Here is a 26,916-nt window from a genome sequence, read left to right as displayed (position 1 = left end):
GTAGTGAGCGCATGCAGGGCAGGTGTCCACGGCGTACAACCGTTTCTGTGCAGGGCGGGCCTGCGCGGTTGAGGCTCCTCACCCGCGTGGCAAGAGCCACCGGTGTTTAGCGTTGCGATACACGCGGTGACACATGGACCATTTACTCTGGTTGCGATCTGGGATTTGTGTCAGCGATTGTAAAACGCGAAACCTGCCCGGTATTGTCAGGCTGTGCGTAGCTGAAAAGAAGATTTACGGAGAAGTTCGTAGGATTATTCAATCCATATGGCAAGAGGATTGAGTGCCTTAATTCATACCCTCAATTGTTTTCAGGCATACGGGTTTCCGATGTAACGCCCTACAGGGCAGTACATCCGTCCAAAGATAACCGTGGTTTTCCGGGCGTTGAAATGGTTACTAATTGAGAACCTAATCCTCAAAGCCCACTTGTTCGTGGATTTCGTCGACCTTGAGTTCCAGGCGATAAGCCACCGCAATGAACAGCGCCTGACACAGGCACAAGGTCGCACTGAGCGACCGGAACGCAAATGAGCTGCCTTCATTGACCAGCAACACACTGTTGGCCCTTTTGGCCAGGGGCGACAGGTTGCTGTCGGTGATGATCAGGGTTTTGGCCTGATGCAACTGGGCAATACGCAGGCAATGCTGGGTCTCCTTGCCATAAGGCGTAAAGCTGATGGCGATCACCAGGTCGTTGGCCCGCACACTGCGCATCTGCTCGCGGTAGCTGCCGCCCAGCCCGGAGACCAAGTGAATCCGCTTGTTGGTGTGCTGCAGGTTGTACACCAGGTAGTCGGCAACAGCGAAGGAGCGGCGTACGCCCACCACGTAGATGTTGTCGGCATTCACCACCAGGTCCACCGCCTTGTCGAAGGCCTGATCGTCGAGTTCAAGGCCAAGCCGCTCGATGCCCGACAGCGTGGCATTGATGCACTCGCGCGCCAGATCGCCGCCACTGGCTTTTTGTGACTTGTTGGCGATCATGCTGCGGATACGCTGCTGGTAGTTCTGGACCGGGGTTGCCTTGTGGGTATACGCCTCGCGGAACAGGGCCTGCATTTCGCTGAAACCGCTGAATCCGAAGCGCTGCGAAAAACGCACGATGGCCGAAGGGTGGACCTCGCACTCGCGGGCGATATCACTGATCCGGTCAACCATGATGCGGTCGCTTTGCTGGCTCATGTAACTGGCAATACGCTTGAGCTGTCGCGGCAGGCTCTCGTACTCCTCGGTTATAAGCTGCAATAAACCCTCGGCATTGAGCGCAGGGTTGGGCAATTCGCGCTCTGGCTGATCGCTGGGTGACATAGATGAGTCCTTATGAATGGCTCTTTGCGGGTTCGACACAAGCATTGGCAGGTAACCGGTTAGCGTGCGCAGTCTACAGGGTAGGCGCTGAAAAAATCCTGACCAGCGATTCAGTGCCTGCTCGCTGAATCGTTACAGAGGCGTAAATCGCCAGTTGCTGCAGGATATGGAACAAAAATTCTACATTAAAAATTTATGGAATAAATATTGTTTATTATGCCTTACCGTTTTAGTCTTCATCCCACCTAGAGCGCTCAGGCCGTGTGAGGTGATGAGTGCAGGCTGATAAAAATAACAGGAGCCAGCATGGGACAGACTCGTTTTGCCACAGGGCGTGAATTGGATTTGATCTGCCTTGGACGCCTGGGCGTCGACCTCTACTCGCAACAAGTCGGGGCGCGCCTGGAAGATGTCAGCAGTTTCGCCAAGTACTTGGGCGGTTCCTCGGCCAACATAGCCTTCGGTACGGCGCGGCTGGGCTTGCGCTCGGCGATGCTGAGCCGTGTGGGCGATGACCACATGGGGCGTTTTCTGACCGAGTCCCTGGCTCGAGAGGGTTGCGACGTCAGTGCCATCACCATCGATCCGCAGCGCCTGACTGCACTGGTGTTGCTGGGCCTCAAGGACCGCGAAACCTTCCCGCTGGTGTTCTATCGCGAAAACTGCGCGGACATGGCCCTGCGGGCCGAAGACATCGATCCGGCCTTCATCGCCTCGAGCAAGGCCCTGCTGATTACCGGTACCCACTTCTCCACGGAGGGCGTGTATCAGGCCAGCATCACCGCACTCGATTACGCCGAGCAGCACAACGTCAAACGCGTGCTCGATATCGATTACCGTCCGGTTCTCTGGGGGCTGGCGGGCAAGGCCGATGGCGAGACGCGCTTTGTGGCCGATCACAAGGTCACTGCCCATGTGCAGTCGATTCTGCCGCGCTTTGACCTGATCGTGGGCACAGAAGAAGAGTTCCTGATTGCCGGCGGTGGCACCGACTTGCTCGCAGCCTTGCGCGCTGTTCGGCAACTGACCCCCGCAACCCTGGTGGTCAAGCTCGGCCCGCAGGGGTGTACGGTGATTCAAGGCGAGATCCCGGCCCGGCTTGAAGACGGTTCGATTTACCCGGGTGTGCAGGTCGAGGTGCTGAACGTGCTGGGTGCTGGCGATGCCTTTATGTCCGGCTTCCTCACTGGCTGGCTGGAAGAGGCGAGCGACGAGCGCTGCTGTCAGTTGGCCAATGCCTGCGGCGGGCTCGTGGTGTCACGTCACGCCTGTGCCCCGGCCATGCCGACCCGGGCCGAACTCGACTACCTGTTCAGCAGCCCGGTGCCGATCACCCGTCCCGATCAGGACATGGCTCTGCAGCGCCTGCACCAGGTCAGCGTACCGCGCAAACAGTGGAAGCAACTGTTTGTGTTCGCCTTCGATCACCGCTGGCAGCTGGTTGAAATCGCGCAGCAGTACGGCCGTGATCACACCTGTATTGGTGCCCTCAAGCAGCTGTTCATCCGCGCGGTCGAACAGGTCGAAGGCGACTTGCGGCGGCAGGGCATCGACGCCGATGTCGGTTTGCTGGCAGACCAGCGCTTCGGTCAGGATTCACTGAACGAGGCCACGGGCCGCGGCTGGTGGATTGCACGCCCGGTGGAAGTTCAGGGTTCGCGGCCATTGGCGTTTGAGCACGGTCGCTCGATTGGCAGCAACCTGATCGCCTGGCCGCAAGAACAGATCATTAAATGCCTGGTGCAGTTTCATCCCGATGATGAACCGCTGCTGCGTCTCGAGCAGGAAGCGCAAATCAAGGGTTTGTATCAGGCATCGCAGGCCAGCGGCCATGAACTGCTGCTGGAGATCATCCCGCCCAAAGACCACCCTTCGACGCATCCCGACGTGCTGTACCGCGCCATCAAGCGTTTGTACAACCTCGAGATCTTCCCGGCCTGGTGGAAAATCGAAGCGCAACCCGCCGAAGTCTGGCAGCAACTCGATGCCTTGATTCAGGAACGCGACCCGTATTGCCGGGGCGTGGTGCTGCTGGGGCTGAATGCACCGCCCGAGGTGCTTGCCGAAGGGTTCCGGCAAGCCCGGGAGAGCACGACCTGCCGTGGATTCGCGGTGGGCCGGACGATTTTCCAGGAGCCCAGCCGCGCCTGGCTGGCCGGAGAAATCGATGACCGGGCGCTGATCGAACGGGTGCAGGGAACGTTCGTGCAGTTGATCGAGTCCTGGCAGTCCGCCCGTCGCTGAAGCTGTAGGCGCGAGCTTGCTCGGGATGCAAGCAACACGGTGCATCTGATGCACCGCAACGATCCCGTCCCTGCAGATACTTTATTCAGAAAACAATAATAGGTGCAGCCATGCCCGCTATCCGTATTGGCATCAACCCGATTTCCTGGAGTAACGATGACTTGCCGTCATTGGGTGGCGAGACGCCGTTGAGCACTGCGCTCAGTGAAGGCAAGCAGATCGGTTACGAAGGTTTCGAACTCAACGGTAAATTCCCCAAGGACGCCAAAGGGGTTGGCGATGTGTTGCGGCCCTATGACCTGGCGCTGGTTTCGGGCTGGTACTCCAGCCGTCTGGCCCGGCGTTCGGCCGCACAAGAAATTGATGCGATTGCCAGCCACGTACAGCTGCTGGCCGAAAATGGCGCCAAGGTGCTGGTGTATGGCGAAGTGGCTGACTCGATCCAGGGCCAGCGTATTCCGTTGATCGAGCGTCCGCGCTTTCACACCGAGCAAGCCTGGCAAGCCTACGCCGACAAACTCAACGAACTGGCGCAGTTCACCCTTTCCCAGGGCGTGCGCCTGGCGTACCACCACCACATGGGGGCCTACATCGAATCGCCGTCCGATATCGACACCCTGATGAGCCTGACCAACCGTGACGTCGGCCTGCTGTTCGACGCCGGGCATTGCTACATGGGCGGCGGCGAGCCGATCGAGGTACTGCGCAAACACATTGACCGCGTCTGTCATGTGCACTTCAAGGATGTGCGCAAGGCGGTGGTGCAACTGGCGCGCAATAACTTGTGGAGTTTCCCCGACTGCATCATCAACGGCACGTTCACCGTACCGGGTGATGGCGACATCGACTTCGCTTCCTTGCTGGATGTGTTGATGGCCGCTAATTACCAGGGCTGGCTGGTGGTCGAGGCAGAGCAGGACCCGGCCGTGGCCCCGAGTTTTGCCTATGCGCAAAAAGGCTATCAAACCCTGCGTGGCCTGCTGGATGCGAGGACGGGCCAATGAGCTTGTTGATTAAGCGTCAGACTGCCGGCCAGACCCTGGTGCAATTGCCCGAAGGGGCGTTGGAATACGTGGGCTTCAGTGCTTATCAATTGGCCGCCGGCGAACGCCTGCCCGTCAGTGCCGGTGACCATGAGTTGTGTCTGGTACTGCTCGGCGGCCGGGTTACGGTGACGGGCGAAGAACCGGGGCAGGGGGCTTTCAGCTGGGAGAATATCGGCGACCGCCACTCGGTGTTCGAAGACAAGTCGCCGTTTGCCGTCTATTTGCCGCCCGGCAGCCAGGCACAAGTGCTGGCATTGAGCGAGGTGCAAATTGCCGTGTGTTCAGCCCCCGGGTCGGCCAGTGCCGGTTTGGGCGCGCGCCTGATCAAGCCCGAGGCGATGAAACGCAGTGTGCGCGGCAAAGGCGCCAACACCCGCTACGTGTGCGACATCCTGCCGGATACCGAGCCTGCCCATTCACTGCTGGTGGTCGAGGTCCGTACGCCGTCGGGGCACTCGTCGAGCTATCCGCCGCACAAGCACGACACCGATGACTTGCCGCACCAGAGCTTTCTCGAAGAAACCTATTACCACCAGATCAACCCGCCTCAGGGCTTTGTGTTCCAGCGGGTCTACACCGATGACCGCAGCCTCGATCAGGCCATGGCGGTAGAGAACAGCGATCTGGTGGTGGTGCCCAAAGGGTATCACCCGGTCAGCGTGCCTTATGGCTACGAGTCCTACTACCTGAACGTCATGGCCGGGCCCAAGCGCGTCTGGCAATTCCACAACGACCCGCAGCACAGCTGGCTGATGGATCTCTAACGTTTTCGGAGAACAAGAACAATGAGCACTACCCCGGTTATCGGCCATTACCTCAACGGCCGCGTTCAGGATTCAGGCAGCGAACGCTTCAGTGATGTCTTCAACCCGGCGACGGGCGCCGTACAGGCCAGGGTTGCACTGGCCACCCGGCAGACGGTGGATGACGCTGTTGCGTCAGCGCTGAAGGCGTTCCCGGCCTGGTCCGAGCAATCGTCGCTGCGCCGTGCGCGGGTGATGTTCAAGTTCAAGCAATTGCTCGACGAGCACCACGATGAACTGGCCGAAATGATCTGCCGCGAACACGGCAAGGTGTTTTCCGATGCCAAGGGCGAAGTGACCCGCGGTATTGAAATCGTCGAGTACGCCTGCGGCGCGCCCAACCTGCTCAAGACCGATTTCAGTGACAACATCGGTGGTGGTATCGATAACTGGAACCTGCGTCAGCCGCTGGGGGTGTGTGCCGGTGTCACGCCGTTCAATTTCCCGGTCATGGTGCCGTTGTGGATGATCCCGCTGGCCTTGGTGACGGGCAACTGCTTCATTCTCAAACCGTCCGAGCGTGATCCTTCGGCGAGCCTGCTGATGGCCCGCCTGCTGACCGAAGCCGGTCTGCCGGATGGCGTATTCAACGTGGTGCAGGGCGACAAGAGCGCGGTCGACGACCTGTTGCAGCACCCGGATATCGAAGCCATTTCGTTCGTGGGGTCCACCCCGATTGCCGAGTACATCTACCAGCAGGGCACTGCGCGGGGCAAGCGCGTACAAGCACTGGGCGGTGCGAAAAACCACATGATCGTGATGCCCGATGCGGACCTGGATCAGGCGGCGGATGCATTGATCGGCGCAGCTTTCGGCTCGGCGGGCGAGCGTTGCATGGCCATTTCGATCGCCGTGACCGTGGGCGATGTGGCGGACCGCCTGATCGAAAAACTGCTGCCGCGCATCGATCAGCTCAAAGTAGGCAACGGCCTGCTGCCCGACAGCGAGATGGGACCGCTGGTGACCGCCGGGCACAAGGCCAAGGTCATCGGCTTTATCGATGAGGGCGTGGCTCAGGGGGCGCAGTTGATCGTCGACGGTCGCGACCTGACAGTGCCGGGTGCCGAGCAGGGCTTCTTTGTCGGCGCCACCTTGTTCGACAACGTCACCCCCGAGATGAGCATCTACCGCCAGGAAATTTTCGGACCGGTGCTGGGGCTGGTCCGGGTGCCGGACTTTGCCAGCGCGGTGGCGCTGATCAACGCTCACGAATTCGGCAACGGCGTGTCCTGCTTCACCAGTGACGGCGGCGTGGCCCGGGCCTTTGCCCGCACCATCAAGGTCGGCATGGTCGGGATCAACGTTCCGATCCCGGTACCGATGGCCTGGCATTCGTTTGGTGGCTGGAAACGCTCGTTGTTCGGTGATCACCATGCTTATGGCGAAGAAGGCATCCGCTTCTACAGCCGCTACAAAAGTGTGATGCAGCGCTGGCCCGACAGCATCGCCAAAGGTCCTGAATTCAGCATGCCAACCGCCAAGTAAGCCGTACCAACGGGGTGCAGACATGAGTACGACACGACTGACCATGGCCCAGGCCCTGGTGAAATTTCTCGATAACCAATACGTTGAAGTGGACGGGGTCGAGAGCAAGTTTATCGCCGGTGTGTTCACCATCTTTGGCCACGGCAACGTGCTGGGCCTGGGGCAGGCACTGGAGCAGGACAGCGGTGACCTGGTGGTGCATCAGGGCCGCAACGAACAGGGCATGGCTCACGCGGCAATCGGCTTTGCCAAGCAAAACCTGCGGCGCAAGATCTACGCCTGCACCTCGTCGGTCGGTCCGGGGGCGGCCAATATGCTGACCGCTGCGGCCACTGCCACGGCCAACCGGATTCCGCTGCTGCTATTACCGGGTGACGTATACGCCAGCCGCCAGCCTGATCCGGTGCTGCAGCAGATCGAACAGTTCCATGACCTGAGCATCAGCACCAACGATGCGTTCAAGGCCGTAAGCAAATACTGGGACCGTATCAACCGCCCCGAACAGTTGATGAGTGCGGCGATCCACGCCATGCGGGTGCTGACCGATCCGGCCGAGACCGGTGCTGTGACGCTGGCCTTGCCCCAGGACGTGCAGGCTGAAGCCTACGATTACCCTGATTATTTTCTGCAAAAGCGTGTGCATCGCATTGACCGGCGCTTGCCGACCCAGGCCATGCTGGCTGATGCCCAGGCCATTGTTCAACGCAAGCGCAAACCGCTGATCATCTGCGGTGGCGGCGTCAAATACGCCGGGGCCAACGCGGCGTTGCAGGCTTTTGCCGAGCGCTTTGACATTCCGTTCGCTGAAACCCAGGCCGGTAAAAGCGCCATCGTCTCGGCGCACCCTCTGAACGTTGGCGGCATCGGCGAAACCGGTTGCCTGGCCGCCAACCTGCTGGCCAGGGACGCGGACCTGATCATCGGCATCGGTACGCGCTATACCGACTTCACCACCTCGTCGAAATCACTGTTCCAGCACCCGCAGGCAGAATTTCTCAACCTGAATATCAGCCCGTGCGATGCCCTCAAGCTGGATGGCGTGCAACTGCTGGCTGATGCCAGAGCCGGGCTTGAAGCCTTGACCGAGCTCCTGGCCAGCAGTGGTTATCGTTCCGAGTGGGGCGATGCACCGCAACAGGCCAGAGTCCGGCTGGAAGCCGAAGTGGACCGGGTGTATCAGGTGGATTATCAGCAACCGGACTTTGCCCCCGAGATCACTGACCATCTGGACCCGGCCGTGCTGCGCGAGTTTATCGAGCTGACCGGTTCCTGCCTGAGCCAAAGCCAGGTGCTGGGGGTGCTCAATCACACCCTGGCCGAGGATGCGGTGATTGTCGCAGCGGCCGGCAGCCTGCCCGGTGACTTGCAGCGGGCATGGCGCAGCAAGGGGGTGAACACTTACCACGTTGAATACGGCTATTCATGCATGGGCTATGAAGTGAACGCCGCGCTGGGGGTCAAACTCGCCGAGCCCGACCGTGAGGTCTATGCGCTGGTCGGTGATGGCTCTTACATGATGCTGCATTCCGAACTCGCCACCTCGATTCAGGAGCGGCGCAAGATCAACGTGGTGCTGTTCGACAACATGACCTTCGGCTGCATTAACAACCTGCAGATGGGCAACGGGATGGACAGCTTTGGCACCGAGTTCCGCTATCGCAACCCTGAAACCGGCAAGCTTGACGGCGGTTTTGTACCCGTCGATTTCGCCATGAGCGCAGCGGCCTATGGCTGCAAGACCTACAAGGTGAGCACCCTTGAGCAACTGCATGCGGCCCTGGCTGATGCACGCTTGCAGAGCGTCTCGACCCTGATCGACATCAAAGTGCTGCCCAAAACCATGATCCACAGCTACCTGACATGGTGGCGGGTCGGTGTGGCGCAAGTGTCCACCAGCGCCCGCACGGACGCCGCGGCACACCAGTCGAACATCGCACTTTCCAAAGCGCGCCAGTACTGATCCGTCTCTGACAAAAAATCCAACAGGAGTCCGCACATGTCGTCAACTACTCAACCCCTCAAACTTGGCGTGATCGGTACCGGCGCGATTGGTCGCGATCATATTCGTCGCTGCAGCCAGACCCTGCTCAATAGCCAGGTGGTGGCAGTCACCGATATCAATTTGCAGCAAGCGGCACAGGTGGTGGCGGAGCTGGGGCTGGCAGCCGAGGTTTACCCGGACGGCCACGCGTTGATCAATGCGCCTGAAGTCGACGCGCTGCTGGTAACGTCATGGGGCCCGAGCCACGAAGAATTCGTGCTGGCGGCCATCAAGGCGGGCAAGCCGGTGTTCTGTGAAAAACCGCTGGCGGTCACCGCTGCCGGTTGCCGCGCCATCGTCGACGCCGAAGTGGCCTATGGCAAGCGGTTGGTGCAAGTGGGCTTCATGCGTCCCTACGATCAAGGCTACCAGGCACTTAAAGCGGTGATCGACAGCGGTCAGATCGGCGAACCGTTGATGCTGCACTGTGCACACCGTAACCCGCGGGTGGGTGAAAACTACAAAACCGACATGGCGATCACCGACACGCTGATCCATGAGCTGGACGTACTGCGCTGGCTGCTCGATGACGACTATGTTTCGGTGCAAGTGGTGTTTCCGCGTAAAACCAGCAAAGCCCTCGCGCACTTGAGAGATCCGCAAATCGTGCTGCTGGAAACCGCCAAGGGCACGCGCATTGACGTGGAAGTGTTCGTCAACTGCCAGTACGGCTATGACATCCAGTGTGAAGTGGTCGGTGAAACTGGCATCGCCAAATTACCCGAGCCGTCGCAGGTGCAACTGCGCAGTGGCGCCAAGCTGTCCAATGCCATCTTGATGGACTGGAAAGACCGTTTCATCGGGGCCTATGACGTTGAGCTGCAGGCTTTTATTGATGCGGTACGTGCGGGACAAGTTGGCGGTCCTTCGGCCTGGGACGGTTATGCCGCCGCCGTCGCGGCGGATGCCTGCATCGAGGCCCAGCAGAGCGGGGCGATTGTCAACGTGGCGCTGCCCGAGCGGCCGCGTTTTTACGGGTAAGGCAAATGTTCCAGATGTGCCTCGAGCGCAGCGCCCGAGGCTTGTCTGATACACCGTCCCCTCGGACTGTACGACGTCGTCGCCGATCGCAGCCTCGTACCTCGGCAGCGGCTACAGATCCCGCCTTGCGTCGATAACAACAGGGAATACTTATGCGTATTGGACTCGTCGGTTTCGGCCATGGTGGCCGTTTTTTTCATGCTCCCCTGATCGCCAGTTTGCCGGGCGTGACCTTCGCCGGGGTGGTGACCCGTTCACCCGAGCGGCGTCAGTTGCTGGCTGCCGGGTACCCCGGCGTAAACGCCTATGACAGCCTCAGTCAACTGGTTGAAGCCGGGGTGGATCTACTGGTGATCTCCACCACGCTCAAAGGCCGCCCGGAACTCGTCATGCAAGCCATCGAGCACGGGGTGGCGGTCGTCAGCGACAAACCTTTCGCGGCCGATACGGCCCAGGCACAGCATCTGGTGGACGCTGCCCGGCGCCAGGGCGTGCTGCTCAGCGTGTACCAGAACCGACGCTGGGACTCGGATTTCCTCACCGTGCGCAAACTGCTAGAGAGCGGAGCGTTGGGGCACGTCACGCGCTTTGAGTCATTTATCGAACGCTTTTCGCCGGCTTCGGTGGGAGATGCCAGCGGCGGTGGCTGGCTCAGGGATCTGGGCAGCCATCTGGTGGACCAGGCGCTGCAATTGTTTGGCCCGGTGCAATCGGTTTACGCCGAGCGGGCCTGTTCCCCTGAACACCCGGAAATCGACCACGGGTTCTTTATGGCCCTGACCCATGCCAGCGGAGTGATTTCTCATGTGGGCGGCAGCTGCCTGCAAAACACCCCGCGGCCACGGTTCAGGGTCAGCGGCACGCTGGGCAGCTACAGCGTTGAAGGCTTTGACGGTCAGGAAGCGGCCGTGCTCGCGGGGTTGTCCCCGAAAACTGAAGGCGAACGCTGGGGGGCAGAAGAGCATCGACGCTGGGGCTGGTTCGAACAGGGAGAGGAGCGTGAGCGCGTACCGACCGAGCACGGCTGTTGGCAGCAGTTTTACCTGCAAATGATAGCAGCGGTGCAAGGGCGGGGCGCATTGCCGGTCGACCCTCAGGACGTGCTGCAAGCCTTGCGCGTGCTGGACGCGGCGCGTTTGAGTGGCGAAACCCGGCAGGTCATCAGGCTGGATGACCAGACCTGAATAGAATTGATTGTTCAAAAAATTCTAAAATGTGTTGATATAGAAAATATTTTCTAATAGAGTCGTTTTAAGGTTACCGACACTGCCGCATCCATAAAACCAACAAGAATGTGGAGACTGCCTGTATGAAACACCGTCTGCGTTTTGCTTCCCTTGCCCTCTCGATGCTGCTGGCCAGCGGCTCGGCCCTCGCCGACATTAAAATCGGCGTCAGCATGTCTCAGTTCGATGACACCTATCTGACTTACCTGCGTGAGTCGATGAACGAAAAAGCCAAATCCTATCCCGAAAGCGTCCAGCTGCAGTTTGAAGACGCCCGTGCTGACGTGGTCAAGCAACTGAGCCAGGTAGAAAGCTTTATCGGGCAAAAAGTCGACGCGATTGTGGTCAATCCTGTGGACACTGCCGCCACCCGGCGTATTACCAAGGCGGCGGTCAAGGCCGGCATCCCATTGGTCTATGTCAATCGCCGTCCTGATGACGCGACCTTGCCTGAAGGCGTCGCCACCGTGGCCTCCGACGATCTGGAGGCCGGCAGAATGCAGATGCAGTACCTGGCCGACAAATTGGGCGGCAAGGGTGACATCGTGATTTTGCTGGGCGACCTGGCCAACAATTCCACCACCAACCGCACCAAGGGTGTGAAAGAGGTCCTGGCCAAGTACCCGGACATCAAGGTTGACCAGGAACAGACCGGGATCTGGCTGCGGGACAAGGCCATGACCTTGACCAATGACTGGATCACTCAGGGCCGCAAGTTCGATGCAGTGGTCTCCAATAACGACGAGATGGCCATTGGGGCTGCGATGGCCTTGAAGCAGGCGGGTGTCGCCAATGGCACGGTACTGATTGCCGGCGTTGACGGTACGCCGGACGGGGTGCGTGCCGTGGAGAAGGGCGAGCTGGCAGTCTCGGTGTTCCAGGACGCCAAGGGCCAGGCCTACGGCGCAGTCGATACGGCCATGAAAATGATCAAGAAAGAGCCGGTTGACCAGGCGGTCTGGGTGCCGTTCCAGATGATCACCCTGAGCAACGTCAACGATTTCAAGTAGTCGTTCACTCAACCCATAAAAACAATAGGCGGCGAGGCTCAAGCCTTGCCCACTGCCCCGGGCGTTGACCGGGGCAATCGAGGAGTACTGGCTATGCTCGCGTCAGCGACGGTTTCAAGCACCCCGACTGTGGCGCCCACCCCCACGGCGGTCAATGAAGAGGCGCCTTACCTGCTGGAGGTGATCAACGTCAGCAAAGGCTTCCCCGGGGTGGTGGCGCTCGATGACGTGCAACTGCGGGTGCGCCCGGGTTCGGTGCTGGCCCTGATGGGCGAGAATGGCGCAGGCAAGTCGACCCTGATGAAAATCATCGCCGGCATTTACCAGCCCGATGCCGGTGAACTGCGACTGCGGGGCAAGCCGGTGACCTTTTCCGGGCCGCTGGCGGCGCTGCAGGCCGGGATTGCCATGATCCATCAGGAACTCAACCTGATGCCGCACATGAGTATCGCCGAAAATATCTGGATCGGTCGCGAGCAGCTCAACGGCCTGCGCATGATCGACCACCGGGAAATGTTCCGTTGTACCGCGCAGTTGCTGGAGCGCCTGCGGATCAACCTCGATCCCCAGGAGCTGGTGGGCAACCTGAGCATTGCCGAGCGCCAGATGGTCGAGATTGCCAAGGCCGTGTCATATGACTCGGACATCCTGATCATGGATGAACCGACTTCGGCGATTACCGACAAAGAAGTCGCCCACCTGTTTTCGATCATTGCCGACCTCAAGTCCCAGGGCAAAGGCATCATCTATATCACCCACAAAATGAACGAAGTCTTCAGCATCGCCGATGAAGTGGCGGTGTTCCGTGACGGTGCCTACATCGGCCTGCAACGTGCAGACAGCATGAACGGCGACAGCCTGATTTCGATGATGGTCGGGCGGGAGCTCACCCAGCTGTTTCCCGTGCGCGAAAGCCCGCTGGGCGATCTGCTGCTGTCGGTGCGGGATTTGAGCCTGAGCGGGGTCTTTGAAGGGGTTTCGTTCGACCTGCACGCTGGCGAAATCCTCGGGATTGCCGGGTTGATGGGCTCCGGGCGGACCAATATCGCGGAAGCCATTTTCGGCATCACCCCCAGCACCGGTGGTGAAATTCATCTCGACGGCCAGGCGGTGCGCATCGGCAGCCCCCACGAGGCGATTGAAAAGGGCTTCGCGCTGCTCACCGAAGACCGCAAGTTGACCGGGCTGTTCCCGTGCCTGTCAGTGCTAGAAAACATGGAAATGGCGATTCTGCCGCATTACGCCGGTCACGGTTTTATCCAGCAAAAAGCCTTGCGCGCCTTGTGTGAAGACATGTGCAAGAAGTTGCGGGTCAAAACCCCTTCGCTTGAGCAATGCATCGACACCCTGTCGGGCGGCAATCAGCAAAAGGCGTTGCTGGCGCGCTGGTTGATGACCCACCCGCGGGTGCTGATCCTGGACGAGCCGACCCGAGGCATCGATGTCGGCGCCAAGGTCGAGATTTATCGTCTGATTTCCTTCCTCGCCAGCGAAGGCATGGCCGTGATCATGATTTCTTCGGAACTGCCTGAGGTTCTGGGCATGAGCGATCGGGTCATGGTCATGCATGAAGGCGAGCAGATGGGCACGCTGGACCGCAGCGAGGCGACACAAGAGCGCGTCATGCAACTGGCGTCCGGTATCACGGCGATTCATTAACGATTTCAGCGCAGTGGCTGCAACCGGGCCCGTGGCGCAGCAGAATGAGAGAGCAACGTCCATGAATGCGATAACCGAAAACAAGCCGACCGCGGCTGAACCGAAATCCCGGAACCGCCGTCGGTTTCCGACCGAGCTGAGCATCTTTCTGGTCCTGATCGGCATTGGTCTGGTATTTGAAGTGTTTGGCTGGATCGTACGAGACCAGAGCTTCCTGATGAATTCCCAGCGCCTGGTGCTGATGATTTTGCAGGTGTCGGTCATCGGGTTGCTGGCCATTGGTGTCACTCAAGTCATCATTACCACCGGCATCGACCTCTCGTCGGGCTCGGTATTGGCACTCTCGGCGATGATCGCCGCCAGCCTGGCACAAACCTCGGACTTCACCCGGGCGGTTTTCCCTTCGCTGACCGACTTGCCGGTATGGATTCCGGTGATCGCGGGGCTTGGCGTGGGGCTGCTGGCGGGTGCGATTAACGGCAGCATCATCGCCATCACCGGAATTCCCCCGTTCATTGCAACGCTGGGCATGATGGTGTCGGCCCGAGGCCTGGCGCGTTACTACACCGAAGGCCAGCCGGTAAGCATGCTCTCGGAGTCTTACACGGCCATTGGCAACGGTGCGATGCCGGTCATCATTTTTCTGGTGGTGGCGCTGATATTCCACATCGCACTGCGCTACACCAAATATGGCAAGTACACCTACGCCATCGGCGGCAACATGCAAGCGGCGCGCACCTCGGGCATCAACGTCAAGCGTCACTTGATCATCGTCTACAGCATCGCCGGCCTGCTGGCGGGTCTGGCCGGTGTCGTGGCCTCGGCACGTGCTGCCACCGGGCAAGCGGGCATGGGCATGTCGTATGAGCTGGATGCCATTGCCGCCGCGGTCATTGGCGGAACCAGCCTGGCGGGCGGGGTAGGGCGCATCACCGGCACTGTGATTGGTGCGCTGATCCTCGGGGTCATGGCCAGCGGCTTCACCTTCGTCGGGGTCGACGCCTATATCCAGGACATTATCAAAGGCTTGATCATTGTCGTCGCGGTCGTCATCGACCAATACCGCAACAAGCGCAAACTCAAGCGCTGAGCCTGTTTACCGGATCGCCACGCTGCGACCCAAAACACCACGCCTTCGAGCGTGGTGTTGTCATTTTTAGCGTCGGCATTGAATTTCTTGCTATAAACGCACTCCATTAGCCCCCGCAAGACACTTTTTTCATCACTTTCCATGTTTTGCTGGACAAATAGCTGTTTTTTCGGTTGCTGACTCGATAACTCGGCCTTAGACTGCCGCCCCTCTTAAATTGAGTGCCGGGTGGCGCTTTAAAGAGATGGCACCTAACTGGTTGGGATGAAGATCGGTCGGAACGCTCCCCAATTAGCCTTAATGCACGTATTTTTTATAGAGAAATCAATGACAAAGGATAAGTTGCTGGCCATGCCGGCGGATGACTACATGAATGCCGAGCAACATGCTTTTTTCACTGAGCTGTTGCAAAACATGAAGGTTGAAACCCACGAGCGCATTGAGCAGAACCGCATCGCGATCGAAAGCCTGGACACCCCGGCCGACCCTGCGGACGCCGCTTCGGTTGAAGAAGAGCGCACCTGGCTGGTGAACTCGATCGACCGCGATCAGCGCATGCTGCCTCAGCTGGAACAAGCACTGGAGCGTATTAAAGAAGACAGCTTCGGCTGGTGTGATGACAGCGGCGATGCCATTGGCCTTAAGCGCCTGCTGATCAGCCCGACCACCAAGTACTGCATCGAAGCCCAAGAGCGCCACGAGCAAATCGACAAGCACCAGCGTCAGGCCTAAGGGCTTGCCCTTGCCGGGGCCGCACCCAGCGGCTCCGGCAGCCAGTTGGATTCAGCCGTCACTCGCACGGTTGGCCCGCACCCTGTTGTAATCCCTTTCTGAAACAACCCGTAAGCCTTGAACCGGTCGCTGCTGATCAGCACTCTAGTCGCTGGCGCTGCATCATTGCGCGAGGACGAATATACAGAGGGCAAGATTCATGAGCACTTCAAGCAACACACGACGCGTGTTGCGTATCGGTATTTTTTTCGATGGAACGGCCAACAACCAGTTCAACAGTCAGTCGGGGCTGGAGCGTCAGGCGCGAGGCCAGGTGATCGATGCCGACAGCAGCTATGCCAAAGTGCCGACCAATATCGCCAGGTTGCACCAGCGGTACCCCGTGCAGTCGACCTTCGATGCCAATGGCATGGCAATAACCTCTCTCTACATCAGCGGTATCGGCACCACCACCGGCGCAGGGGATACCCGTTTTCCGGCGCAGACCTATGGCCGTGGCAGCACGGGGGTATTGGGCAAGGCAGCGCAAGCCCGGACGCAACTGGCTGAATGCCTCGAGCATTTTGTGCAGCAACTGCCCGAACACACCCTGAGCGATGTGCAGCTGGACCTGTTTGGTTTCAGCCGTGGAGCGGCCGCGGCCCGCCACTTTGCCAATCTGGTCAACGCGACCCGGTTTGAAGACCGGTACAAACTGGCCCCCGGTTTCGAGTGCACCATCCACTTTATCGGCTTGTTCGATACCGTGGCGGCCATGGGAGGATTGACCGACCTGGGGGATGTCAGCGACGCCATCAATCCCGGGCTCAACCTTTACCTGGGGCCTGAAAGTGCGCAACAGGTGGTGCAACTGAGTGCCCGTGATGAGCAGCGGCGCAATTTCTCCCTGAGCCGTATCGCGCCTCAATGGCCCATGGATATCGCCGTGCCTGGCGCACATGCCGATGTGGGAGGCGGTTATCCGCTGCAGATGTCAGAACAGGTGTATGTGACACGCTGGGAGACCAGCCTGGTGGCCCCGTCCACTCCCTCCGAGCTGACACACGCCTGGAAAACTGCAGCGGCCCAGCTCAAGGCATGGCAGGCCAGGGATCTGCTGGACCCGCTGGATCCGGAGCGCTTGCTTGAAGTGCGCAGCCACGCAGTGCAGGAAGGCTCGCGCAAGGACCCGATGAAACGCGTACAGGCGGCGGTTTTTATGCAGCGTCGGCTGTATGGCCATCTTTCCCGGGTGTATCTGCGCCTTATGCACCGCCTGGCGTGCGAGAACGGCGTACCCCTGCAGCCATTGACCGATGCACAGAGCAGTTTGCCCGATGAGTTGCTGGCGTTGGAGAGCAGGCTTGAGGCCCGGCTCGCAAAGGGTGAAACGCCGACATTTACCCAGGCACAAGAGCGTGTGTTGCGTCAGCGTTATGTCCATCTGTCGGCTAACTGGAACGCGGCAATTGGCGAAGGGACCGGGGTGCTGGACAAGGTTTTCTTCGACATACCGCAAGAGGGTGGCCGTTCGGTTTTCGAGCAAAAGGCCCCCGGCTTCGCCTGAGTCTACGCAGGGATTGTTACAGCTTATGCAATTGATCTCTGCGGTAGCGCGCTTTTTCCAGCGGCATTTAGACATTAATATGGCTGACATCGTTAGGAGACTAACTAAATAGATGGAGTGACCATCATGTCAAACCAGGTTGATGTCGCCGTGATGATCGGCAGCGGTGTTCCAAAAAATTTGCGCGAGGCAGGTCAAAAGGCCTGTTGGGTGGTACTGGTCAATGGTGAGCAGCGCGGTACGGCTTATTCCAGCCGGCTGGAAGCGGAGGAGTGCCGTGAAGCGTGGCTGGCGCAACTGGGCGCCAGCCCCATCGCCATGCCGCAGGCTCAGCGCGCCTGATGCAGCCGCAGGTTGAGCTCATCAATGACGATGGCCCAGCTGCCGTCCTCCAGCAGTTTTTCTTTCAGAAATTGTGATTGTCCAGATGACCAGAAGGGCGCATCGGCGAGCTTGACGTCTTCGGGCAACGGCGAATGGCTCGCAATGAACGCTTCGATCGAGGCTTCATCGGCGGCCAGCCCCAGTTGCTCAAACAGGTGTTCCAGGGTGTTCGGTGTTTCGTCCATGTTCATGTCCTTTGCAAAGGGTGGGCTCAAGGTATATGAGGCCTGTGAACGTCAAGGGTTCAAATCCTTCATATGACGGGACTGCAGCGTAGCCGATGACTGGCGCGTGCCCGGTGGCGAGGAGGGGATTCAGGCAAGGGGGCCCGTGGGCGGACGCTGTGACGGAGCCGCCACAGCGTGTTCGGTTCAGATGTTGAGCGCGCCTTCATCAACGGCAGCCTTCAAGGCCTTTGCCGATTCCTTGGCCGCAATATCCGCGACCTCGGCAGTCTTGAACCAGCGATCCTTTTCGACCTGATGGTAAGTGACAGTGGTGAGCGGTGGTTTGGCCCGCATCACAATGACAGCCTGAAACTCGCCGTCGACTTCTTTGGACTCACCGCGGATAAAAAACTCGCCAATATCAAATTCCGTCACGTGTCACTTTCCCTTGGAGGTAATGGAGTCCAGACAATCTGGCGGCATGGGCCAGGTCGATTTTCGTGCGAGTATGGCAGCAGTTGACACCTCGTGGCGCGGTGATCACCCTTCAGGCGACGAAAGCCCCGTAAAAACGCCGCTGAAGGCTCCAGAAAACCTAGGGCAAGGCTTTTTCGAAGTGCTCGGCCAGTGCGCAGGCATCGCTATAGGTGCATCGAAAGCCTTTGACCTGACCTGTACCGGCCTCCCGGATATGGAAAAACCCCTGGCTGACGGCAATCACTTGAAACAGGCGTGGATGCGTATACCCAACTTCGGGTGTGAGTCGGTAGAATGGCCCGCTGGAAGTGGGCGGTTGCAGGCTTTCACTGCCCAATGGCTGCGCTGCAAGAGTGTCAAGTCGATTCACGGGTGTTGTCCTCATGGGCTTTGATGTCAGGGCATTGTTTGAATAGCCCGCGGGCTGTCGGTGGACTAGAATTGGCAGCTGTCGTTGTTCTTGTATTTGTAAGGTTTTTTTTAAAAACACAGCGCCAGACGTTACGTCTTTAATCGCAGGCTTTTTCGGTGTGTTCTTTAGCCTGTTTGCGTTGATTCAAGTTCCGGTTAAATTTCAACTGCTCCGGCCGTTTGTTTGCCAGGGATCAAACCGGGAATCGATGCGTCTTGATGTCATACGCCACGCCTGATCCAGGCCGTCAGGCGAACTTGTTGTACTCGGGTTTTTAAACAGGTCATTCAGGCTTTTTTGCTGCCTGTCTTTTTTTCGGGCAGTTTCACTTCAAGTTTTCGAGGGTTTTTCGTTGGCAGTCAGCAATCTGGAGATGCATGCGTTGTTCGTGTTGGGTGACTTGCGGGCACGATTGGTCAAGCTGTTCCAATCGCGTTTTGTGTACATCACCGAACAAACGGCAGAAGGTATTTACATCGCTGAAATCGATACGGATGCAGCGTTGGTAGTGGATGACAAACCAGGCCTGGAGCTGAAGGTCGGTGATCATTTTCGCGCAGCTGTCTTGCCCAGCCGCGAAGGTGGCAAGTTCGAAATCAAGTTTCGCGACATCAAAATGACCATTTACGGCCTGGGCGAATACGCCTATGTCACTTCGCCGCTGGGCGAGGGCATTGTGTTCAAGGAAGGTCAAACCGTGATGTTGATCTTCGCCGCGCAGGAACAGCTTAAAGAAGGGTTGACCAAAACCCTGAAAGCCGTCACCGCCAAGGCTGCCAAATGGCCCAAGGGCGAGCTGACGTTCAAGGCCAGCAAAGAGTGACAGCCTCGCGCAGCGAGTTTCACCGCCAGCACCTTGAGCAGGCACAGGCCAAGGCTGCGCAGTTATTCGCGCAAAAGTCCGAATTGCAAGGCGCGTGGCTCACCTGGGTTGCCGGACAGTTGTATGCCTTGCGACCCGCCGAATACGCGAGCATGGTGCGTCGCGAACTCGAACGCCTACAGACGGCCGCGCAGGTCTGAACCCTGCTTTACGGCTGCTGCGCAGCCGGACGCGGCCTCGCGCACCCCCCATCGCAGCCTTCGGCAGCGGCTACAGGATATTCGCCGCCGTTGCCCCCTCCGCTACGAATTTTTTGTAGCCGCTGGGTCAGCGCAGTTCCCTCTGTGAAATGCTCCCTCCAAATGGCCTAGGCCTTATGGACGATGTCTCGCGTCCTGCCCGCACTTGATGATCGATCCCGCTCTACGCTGGCTGGCCACCACAGCCGGACCCTAAAACAAGAAAAATGTGAGGGATTGCGAGGATGAAGGCATGGGTCTTTTCATCTGCCGTGTGCGGCTGTGCGGTAATCACTGAGGGTGCAAGGTCGTGACGGCCAGCGCGCTTCATCCCACCCCCATGCAGCGTTTTGTCAACCGCTGTGCCGAACAGTTGATGGCACGCCGCAAGCTGCTGCTCGGACTGTTCCTGTTGATCTCTCTGGGGCTGGGCTACAGCGCCACTCAGGTCAGGCTGGACCCCGGGTTTAACAAGCAGATCCCGGTGCGGCATGCCTACATGCTCAACTTTCTCGAGTTCAGCCGGGTCTTCACCGGCGCCAATCGCTTGCTGGTCAGCGTGCACTGGAAAGGCGAGGGCGATATCTATAACCCCGAGTTCCTGCAGACCTTGCAACAGGTCACGGACGACGTGTTCTTCATTTCCGGGGTCAGCCGTCCCAGCGTGACGTCGCTGTTCACCCCCAACGTGCGTTATATCGAAATCACCGAAGACGGTTATGTCGGTGACCTGGTGGTGCCGCCGCAATACGCCGCTACTCCGGAAGACTTGCAGCAGGTACGCAGCAATGCCGCGCGTTCAGGCCAGATTGGCAGCTTGCTGGCCAATGATCTGAAATCGGCCATGGTGCGGGCTGATCTGCAAGACGTTGATCCCAAAACCGGGCAACCGGTGAGTTATGTGCAAATTGCCCAGCGTCTTGAACAGATCCGCAGCCAATACAGCAGCGCTGACATTGAGATCAACATCGTCGGCTTCGCCAAACTGGTGGGGGATGTGGTCGAGGGGCTGAACACGGTGATGGGCTTTTTTGCCATCGCGTTCGTGATTACCGGTGCGTTGCTGTGGCTCTATTCGCGGTCATTGCGCCTGACCCTGGTGGCGCTGTTTGTCGCCTTGCTGCCAGTGATCTGGCTACTCGGGTTGTTGCCTTTGCTCGGGCTCGGGATTGATCCAATGTCGATTCTGGTGCCGTTTCTGATTTTTTCGATTGGCGTTTCCCACGCGGTGCAAATGACCAATGCCTGGAAGCAGGAGGTGCTGGCTGGAAGCGATTCGGTCAATGCGGCAAAGGCGGCCTTCAGCAAGATTTTCATTCCCGGCGCGCTGGCGCTGCTGATGAATGCCCTGGGTTTCGGGGTGATCATGCTGATCGACATTCCCATTGTGCATGAGCTCGGGGTCACGGCTTGTATCGGTGTGATGCTGATGATCATCACCAACAAAATCATGTTGCCCTTGATCATTGCCCACTTGCCGCTCGAACCCCGCTTGCTCAGCGAACCCGTACCACTGGCGCACCAGCGTCACCCGTTGTGGTGGCGTCTGTCGGCGCTGGCGACACCGGGCCCGGCATTATGGGTGTTTGCCTTGAGCCTGTTGCTGTTGGCCCTGGGCGCGATCAAGGCCCGTGAACTGGCCACCGGTGACATTGGGGCCGGCGCGCCGGAGCTGCGGGCAGATTCGCGTTACAACCAGGACAACCAGCAGATCATCAGCACCTACTCGATCGGCCTCGATGTGTTGTCGGTGTTCCTGACCATTGCCGATCGCAGCGAGGCCTGCCTCGACCCGGCGGTGATGCGTGCCGTCGAGACGTTCGATTTCAAAATGCGCGAAGTGCCCGGTGTGCAATCGGTGCAAAGCGTCGCCGGAATGAGCAAGCAAGTGATTGCCGGCAACAACGAAGGCAATCCACGCTGGGCAGCAATCCCCGGGTCTGCCCAGGGCTTGCAGCAGGGGGCGTATGCCTACTCGCCGGACTCGGGGCTGGTGACGGATGGCTGTCAGAAAATGCAGATTCTGGTGTTTTTGACTGACCACGAAGGCGCCACCGTGGCCCACGTACTGAGCGAAGCCAAGCGCGTGATTGCCGGGATCAATGTGCCGGGCGTGGACTTCAAGCTGGCGGGCGGCAATATCGGGGTCATGGCGGCCTCCAACGAGGCCGTCAAGCAGGCCGAAGTGGTCATGCTGGCTGCGCTGTTCTTCTCCGTGGCGCTGTTTTGCCTGCTGACCTTCCGTTCTCTGCGCGCCGTGCTGTGCATCCTGGTGCCGCTGGCCATCGTCGCGGTGCTGTGCAATGCGCTGATGGCGATGCTCGGTATCGGCCTCAAGGTAGCAACGCTACCGGTCATGGCACTGGGTGTCGGTGTCGGGGTGGACTACGGCATTTACCTTTACGAGCGCATCGAGCACGAGATGGCTGAAGGGCAAAACCTGCGCGAAGCGTTCTATCGCGCCATGTGCCAGCGCGGCACGGCGGCGGTGTTTACCGCCGTGACGATGTCACTGGGGGTGTGCACATGGGTCTTTGCACCGCTCAAGTTCCAGGCCGACATGGGTGTGCTGCTGGCCTTCATGTTCATGGTCAACGTGCTGGGTGCGATCTTCCTGCTGCCTGCCCTGGCCGCCTGGTTCAACCTGGGCAAGCCGTTGGTGGCTGACCGATCCCCTGTAGCCGCTGCCGAAGACTGCATTCGGCCGCGTAGCGCGAGTCAATCGCTGGATACCACCGTTCAGGCAGATTGAGTCGCTCCATCAGGACCGCTTCGCGCTCCAACGCAGCCTTCGACAGCTGCTACGGGGTTTGGCGTTATTACAATAAAAAGGAGAACACCTCATGCGACGTCTTTCTCGGGTAGGCGGCTGGCTTTCAGTCGCGCTGGCATTACACGGCTACAGTGGGCTGACTCAGGCCCAGGCACCGGCCGACCAGGTTGCCCGGCTGGGCAAGGATCTGACCTGCGTCGGTGCACAAAAGGAAGGGAATGCCGCAGGCACGATTCCGGCTTTCAGCGGCCAATGGCTGGGCGCGCCACCGGGGATGAAATTCGAGGGCACCGGTAAGCATCCGCTGGATCCTTATCCCGGCGAAAAGCCGTTGTTCGTGATTACCTCGCAAAACCTCGATCAGTACGCTGGGCACCTCTCCGAAGGGCAAAAAGCGCTGTTCAAGCTCTACCCGCAAAGCTTCCGCATGCCGATTTACCCGTCGCACCGCGACTTCCGGTTCTCTGACACGGTGTGCAAGGCCACTCAGGAAAACGCCACAGTGGCCAAGCTGGTTGACGACGGCGAAGGGGTTGTCGCCCGAACCGGCGGGGTGGCTTTTCCAATCCCGCAAAGCGGCATCGAGCTGCTGAAAAATGCGTCGTTGTTCACCGTGCGTGCCTGGACTGAAGAGTACATCTCGGACAACGCCTACGTGCTCAAGGGCGGCAACATCAACTGGGGCCGCGTGCACTCGCGCAACCTGGCGCCGGGGCTGGAGCCCGGCAGGATTGGCGATACCACGGGCAACTCTTCGTTCTACCGCAATGAAACCCTGTTGCCACAGCGTGACAAGGGCGAAATCAATACCGGTACAGAATACTGGAACGACAAGACCGAGCCGCGCCAGAGCTGGCGCTACGATCCGGGGACGCGTCGTGTGCGCCAGTCTCCGGGCTACGGTTTCGACATGGCATTTCCGGGGTCGGGCGGTTCGATCACGGTTGACGAAGTGCGGATTTTCAACGGTTCGGCCCAGCGCTACAACTGGAACATCGTGGGCAAGAAAGAGCTGTATATCCCCTATAACACGGCACGCTTGCACGCCAATAACCTCAAGTACGCCGACATGCTGACCCCGGGTCATATCAACCCCGACAACATGCGCTACGAGCTGCACCGGGTGTGGGTGCTTGAAGGCGTACTCAAGCCGGGCAATCGGCATTTGTATGGCAAGCGCACGATGTACATCGATGAAGACACCTGGTTCCCGATCATGGGCGACAACTACGACAACCGTGGCGAGCTGTGGCGCACCTCGATGGTCAATTATTTCTACGCCCCGGAAACCCAGACCTGGCAGGCCGGTGTTGGCCTGTATCACGACCTGAACGCCGGCAGCTATCTGGCCTTCAACCTGATCAACGAACAGCGTAACGGCTATGTGCTGAACAAGGGCGGTTTTGCACCGGGCGACTTTGGTCCGGAAGCGGCTCGCCGGGCCGGTAAATAACCTTGTAATCCCCCCCCGACACGGTGTGTTCGACCTGCCGCAGGCTCTGCCTGCGCGCAGTTGGCCGGACCGTGTTCGAGGATCTGCTGGACATGAGCAAACAACAATAAAAAGGAGCACTGCATGTTTAGGCACCACCGAGTTAAACGCAGCACCTGCCAGGTGGTCGGCACCGGCCTGCTGGCGGGTATCAGTGGCGGGATGGCGCTGGCGGCACCGACCCTCGAACTGGGCGAGAACACCACCCTCGACTCATCGCTGACCGTGAACTACACGGCCTCGATGCGTACCGAAAAGCCGGATCACGAATACCTCAATGACATCAATAACGACGACGCCACCCGCAACTTCAAGCGCGGATCGCTGATCAACAACCGGGTCAGTGTGTTTGGCGAGTTGATGCTCAAGCACGAAAACCTCGGTGCGGTGGTCCGTGGCAGTCATTTCTATGACGAGGTTTATCACCAGCGCAACGACAACAATTCGCCTGACACGGTCAACAAGACCGGACGTTACAACGAATTCAGCAGCGACACGCGCAAACTCAGCGGCAGCAAGGCACGCCTGCTGGATGCTTACGTGTACGGCGACTTTACCGTCAACGACGATCAATACGTGTCCCTCAAAGCCGGGCGGCATCTGGTGGCCTGGGGCGAAAGCCTGTTCTGGCCGAACATCAGCCAGGGCCAGGCCCCGGTCGATTCAACCAAGTTCAACGTTCCCGGCACTGAAGCCAAGGACGCTTACTTGCCGGTGGGGCAGATTTCGGGGTCGTGGTCGATCAACGATGACCTGGCCTTGCTTGGCTTCTACCAGTACAAGTGGGAAGAAACCCAGCTCAACCCGGTGGGCGACTACTTTGGCAGTGACACCTTTGGCCCGGGCGCCGAGTTCTATCGCCTGGCACCGGGCATTATCCAGAACCTTCCAGACCCGTCGTTCCGGGCCGTGGACTATGCGGGTTCGGTCAAGCCGGGCGACAGCGGAGAGTGGGGCCTCGGCACCCGTTACCGGCTGACGCAAAATACCGAGATCGGCCTGTTTCATTACCGCTACCACGACCGCGTACCGGCACTGTTCTTCGATTTTACCGGCCAGACCCACTATTCCTCTCTGGGCAAAGTCGGCGGTGGCGGTAACGGCCCGAGCTATCAATTGGGCTACTTCGACAACATCAAACTCACCGGGGCCAGCTTTACCACCAAGGTCGGTGACTCGGTGCAGTTTGCCGGTGACCTGAGCTACCGCGACGGTGCGGCGGTGTATTTGAGCAATGGCGCCCCGGCACGTGGACAGGTGTGGCAGGGCAACCTGAACGCAGTGTATATCCTCGGCCCTTCGTTCATGGCGCAACAGACCAACCTGATGGCCGAAGTGGTGCACCAGCGAATCCAGGGGGTTGATGACCTGACGATCACCGGCGGTGGTGCAGGCACCGATGGCACGTTCAACAAATTCGTCTATGACGGTCAGACCCGGGGCTCAACGCTGTTGGGACTGGGTGCGTATTTCGATCACCCGAACGTCTTTGCCGGCTGGGACCTGACCACCAAGGCCACCTGGACACAGAACATCGACGGTAGTGCCTACTCGGGTCTGGGCCGCGCCGAAAAGCGTCTGACCCTGGGTGGCGACTTCAAGTACCTAGGGAATTTCCAGTTGGGGATGACCTACGTGATGTACCTGAGTTCGGCCGACATCGCCCAGGGCCGCATGATGGCTGACCGCGATTATCTGTCGTTAAACGGCAAGTACACCTTCTGAGACGGGAGTGCAGGTACTCATGAACAATGCCCGACATGTGTTTGAACCGCTGACCATTGGCCCCTTGACGTTGCGTAACCGGATTATCAAATCGGCGACCAATGAGGGCATGGCGCCCCAAGGGATTCCCTCGCGGCAGTTGGTCAAGCTCCACGAGGCGCTGGCGCAAGGCGGGGTGGGTATGACCACCCTGGCGTACTGTTCGGTCAGCCCGGACGGTCGCACGCTGCCGGGGCAAATAGTCCTCGACGCAAGCACTGTCCCTCATTTGCGCGCCCTGACCGATGCGGTGCATCGGCACGGCGCTGCCGCCTCGGCACAGATCACCCACGGAGGCTGTTTTACCTTTTTGCGTGAACGCTCGACGCCCAGGCCTCTGTCCTCCAGCGGTGGATTCAACAAGGTCGGGCTGATGAGCGGGATGTGGCGCAAACAGGCCATGACCGAAGCCGATATGACGCAGGTGACCCGCCAGTTTGTACAGGGGGCCGAGCTGGCCCGTGCGGCGGGCTTCGATGCCGTGGAACTGCACATGGGCCACGGCTATTTGCTCAGCCAGTTTATTTCCCCGCTCTATAACAGGCGACGTGACTCGTTCGGCGGCAGTCTGGAAAACCGTTTGCGCTTTCCGCTGAGGGTGTTGCGTGCCGTGCTGGAGGCGGTGGGCAATGACCTGGCGGTGATCTGCAAATACAGCATCACGGATGGCGTTCGGGGCGGTAATACCGCGCAGGACGGCGCGGCCATTGCCAGATTGCTGGAAGCGGCGGGAGCGCATTTGCTGGTACTCAGTGCGGGCATGAACGTTGAGTCCATTACCACCCTGTTTGGCTCTTCATTTCCCAAGGAGAACCGGGTGAAGGCGGGTAATCCGCTGATTGGCATGGCGATGGCGTTGCAGCGCCTGAAAGAGCCCGAGGTCGTGTTCCGGGAGCTGTACCTGCTGGAACATGCGCGCAAGGTCAGGGCTGCGGTGAAGTTGCCGCTGGCGTACCTGGGCGGGGTATCGAGTCTGGAAGGCATCGAGCGGGCAATGGCTGAAGGGTTTGAGGCCGTGGCGATGGGGCGGGGGTTGATTTGCCAGCCGGACTTCGTCAACCGATTGTCCCAAGGCCTGTCCCGACACAGTGGCTGTACCGCCTGCAACCGGTGCGTGGCCATGATGTACACCCCCGGTGGCACCTCGTGTGTGCTCGGCCCGGCGGGTGATCCGGTGCTCAATGCGCAACCGGCAGCGGGTTAGTGCCGGG

At 59.4% G+C, this 26,916-nt stretch carries 23 protein-coding genes; 19 read left to right on the top strand and 4 right to left on the bottom strand.

Going from position 1 to position 26,916, the window contains the following annotated elements; translation table 11 throughout:
* Positions 1–411: 411 nt before the first annotated feature.
* On the bottom strand, positions 412–1,311 hold the full coding sequence (locus AWM69_RS22020; protein ID WP_048383366.1) for a MurR/RpiR family transcriptional regulator: 900 nt from the start codon (positions 1,309–1,311) through the stop codon (positions 412–414).
* A gap of 306 nt (positions 1,312–1,617) precedes the next feature.
* Here AWM69_RS22020 and iolC point away from each other — a divergent pair, with 306 nt between their 5' ends.
* From iolC to AWM69_RS21955, 13 genes are all read left to right on the top strand, one after another.
* A complete protein-coding gene (gene iolC, locus AWM69_RS22015; RefSeq protein ID WP_218728479.1) occupies positions 1,618–3,555 on the top strand; it encodes a 5-dehydro-2-deoxygluconokinase in 1,938 nt (645 codons plus the stop codon).
* A 110-nt stretch (positions 3,556–3,665) separates the two neighbouring features.
* Complete coding sequence (gene iolE / locus AWM69_RS22010; RefSeq protein ID WP_131652951.1) at positions 3,666–4,559, top strand: myo-inosose-2 dehydratase; 894 nt, start codon at positions 3,666–3,668, stop codon at positions 4,557–4,559.
* Positions 4,556–5,365, top strand: a complete 810-nt coding sequence (gene iolB / locus AWM69_RS22005; protein ID WP_218728477.1) for a 5-deoxy-glucuronate isomerase — start codon at positions 4,556–4,558, stop codon at positions 5,363–5,365. The genes iolE and iolB overlap by 4 nt, the downstream gene beginning before the upstream one ends.
* Positions 5,366–5,386: 21 nt before the next feature.
* A complete protein-coding gene (locus AWM69_RS22000; RefSeq protein ID WP_218728475.1) occupies positions 5,387–6,889 on the top strand; it encodes a CoA-acylating methylmalonate-semialdehyde dehydrogenase in 1,503 nt (500 codons plus the stop codon).
* A gap of 22 nt (positions 6,890–6,911) precedes the next feature.
* Complete coding sequence (iolD, locus tag AWM69_RS21995) at positions 6,912–8,849, top strand: 3D-(3,5/4)-trihydroxycyclohexane-1,2-dione acylhydrolase (decyclizing) (protein ID WP_131652948.1); 1,938 nt, start codon at positions 6,912–6,914, stop codon at positions 8,847–8,849.
* Positions 8,850–8,885: 36 nt separating this feature from the next.
* A complete protein-coding gene (locus AWM69_RS21990) occupies positions 8,886–9,911 on the top strand; it encodes a Gfo/Idh/MocA family protein (protein ID WP_218728473.1) in 1,026 nt (341 codons plus the stop codon).
* Positions 9,912–10,063: 152 nt separating this feature from the next.
* Positions 10,064–11,095 (top strand): Gfo/Idh/MocA family oxidoreductase, encoded by a 1,032-nt coding sequence (locus AWM69_RS21985; protein WP_131652946.1) that lies wholly within the window; start codon positions 10,064–10,066, stop codon positions 11,093–11,095.
* A 125-nt stretch (positions 11,096–11,220) separates the two neighbouring features.
* On the top strand, positions 11,221–12,147 hold the full coding sequence (locus AWM69_RS21980) for a sugar ABC transporter substrate-binding protein (protein WP_218728471.1): 927 nt from the start codon (positions 11,221–11,223) through the stop codon (positions 12,145–12,147).
* A gap of 93 nt (positions 12,148–12,240) precedes the next feature.
* Complete coding sequence (locus AWM69_RS21975; protein WP_218728469.1) at positions 12,241–13,806, top strand: sugar ABC transporter ATP-binding protein; 1,566 nt, start codon at positions 12,241–12,243, stop codon at positions 13,804–13,806.
* A 61-nt stretch (positions 13,807–13,867) separates the two neighbouring features.
* Positions 13,868–14,896 (top strand): ABC transporter permease, encoded by a 1,029-nt coding sequence (locus tag AWM69_RS21970; RefSeq protein ID WP_048383377.1) that lies wholly within the window; start codon positions 13,868–13,870, stop codon positions 14,894–14,896.
* 327 nt (positions 14,897–15,223) lie between these two features.
* The gene (locus tag AWM69_RS21965) at positions 15,224–15,628 is read left to right on the top strand and encodes a TraR/DksA family transcriptional regulator (protein WP_048383378.1); all 405 of its coding nucleotides are present in this window, start codon (positions 15,224–15,226) and stop codon (positions 15,626–15,628) included.
* A 199-nt stretch (positions 15,629–15,827) separates the two neighbouring features.
* The gene (locus tag AWM69_RS21960) at positions 15,828–17,174 is read left to right on the top strand and encodes a DUF2235 domain-containing protein (RefSeq protein ID WP_218728467.1); all 1,347 of its coding nucleotides are present in this window, start codon (positions 15,828–15,830) and stop codon (positions 17,172–17,174) included.
* 126 nt (positions 17,175–17,300) lie between these two features.
* Positions 17,301–17,516, top strand: coding sequence for a hypothetical protein (locus AWM69_RS21955; RefSeq protein ID WP_048383380.1), 216 nt, complete (start codon positions 17,301–17,303; stop codon positions 17,514–17,516).
* Here the strand turns inward: AWM69_RS21955 and AWM69_RS21950 are convergent.
* The 3 genes from AWM69_RS21950 to AWM69_RS21940 form a co-directional block, all read right to left on the bottom strand.
* A complete protein-coding gene (locus tag AWM69_RS21950; protein WP_131652942.1) occupies positions 17,504–17,743 on the bottom strand; it encodes a DUF2789 domain-containing protein in 240 nt (79 codons plus the stop codon). The genes AWM69_RS21955 and AWM69_RS21950 overlap by 13 nt on opposite strands.
* A 186-nt stretch (positions 17,744–17,929) precedes the next feature.
* Complete coding sequence (locus AWM69_RS21945) at positions 17,930–18,160, bottom strand: hypothetical protein (protein ID WP_048383382.1); 231 nt, start codon at positions 18,158–18,160, stop codon at positions 17,930–17,932.
* Positions 18,161–18,320: 160 nt separating this feature from the next.
* Positions 18,321–18,572: a hypothetical protein gene (locus AWM69_RS21940; protein WP_131652941.1), complete on the bottom strand. Its 252-nt coding sequence runs from the start codon at positions 18,570–18,572 to the stop codon at positions 18,321–18,323.
* A gap of 394 nt (positions 18,573–18,966) precedes the next feature.
* On the opposite strand from AWM69_RS21940, the gene AWM69_RS21935 reads away from it, so the two are divergent.
* From AWM69_RS21935 to AWM69_RS21910, 6 genes are all read left to right on the top strand, one after another.
* Positions 18,967–19,437 (top strand): hypothetical protein, encoded by a 471-nt coding sequence (locus AWM69_RS21935; RefSeq protein ID WP_218728465.1) that lies wholly within the window; start codon positions 18,967–18,969, stop codon positions 19,435–19,437.
* On the top strand, positions 19,434–19,637 hold the full coding sequence (locus tag AWM69_RS21930; protein WP_218728463.1) for a hypothetical protein: 204 nt from the start codon (positions 19,434–19,436) through the stop codon (positions 19,635–19,637). Before AWM69_RS21935 ends, AWM69_RS21930 begins: the two co-directional genes overlap by 4 nt.
* A 379-nt stretch (positions 19,638–20,016) precedes the next feature.
* Positions 20,017–22,428: an RND family transporter gene (locus tag AWM69_RS21925; RefSeq protein WP_218728489.1), complete on the top strand. Its 2,412-nt coding sequence runs from the start codon at positions 20,017–20,019 to the stop codon at positions 22,426–22,428.
* A gap of 91 nt (positions 22,429–22,519) precedes the next feature.
* The gene (locus AWM69_RS21920; protein ID WP_218728461.1) at positions 22,520–23,902 is read left to right on the top strand and encodes a DUF1329 domain-containing protein; all 1,383 of its coding nucleotides are present in this window, start codon (positions 22,520–22,522) and stop codon (positions 23,900–23,902) included.
* Positions 23,903–24,025: 123 nt separating this feature from the next.
* Entirely contained in the window at positions 24,026–25,666 is a 1,641-nt protein-coding gene (locus AWM69_RS21915) for a DUF1302 domain-containing protein (RefSeq protein ID WP_218728459.1), read from the top strand.
* 19 nt (positions 25,667–25,685) lie between these two features.
* Positions 25,686–26,909: an NADH:flavin oxidoreductase gene (locus AWM69_RS21910; RefSeq protein ID WP_218728457.1), complete on the top strand. Its 1,224-nt coding sequence runs from the start codon at positions 25,686–25,688 to the stop codon at positions 26,907–26,909.
* The last annotated feature ends 7 nt before the right edge of the window (positions 26,910–26,916 follow it).

The sequence above is a fragment of the Pseudomonas sp. D1HM genome (assembly GCF_019266105.1).
GTDB classification, from domain to species: domain Bacteria; phylum Pseudomonadota; class Gammaproteobacteria; order Pseudomonadales; family Pseudomonadaceae; genus Aquipseudomonas; species Aquipseudomonas taetrolens.
This window is presented reverse-complemented; position numbering and strand designations above follow the sequence as displayed.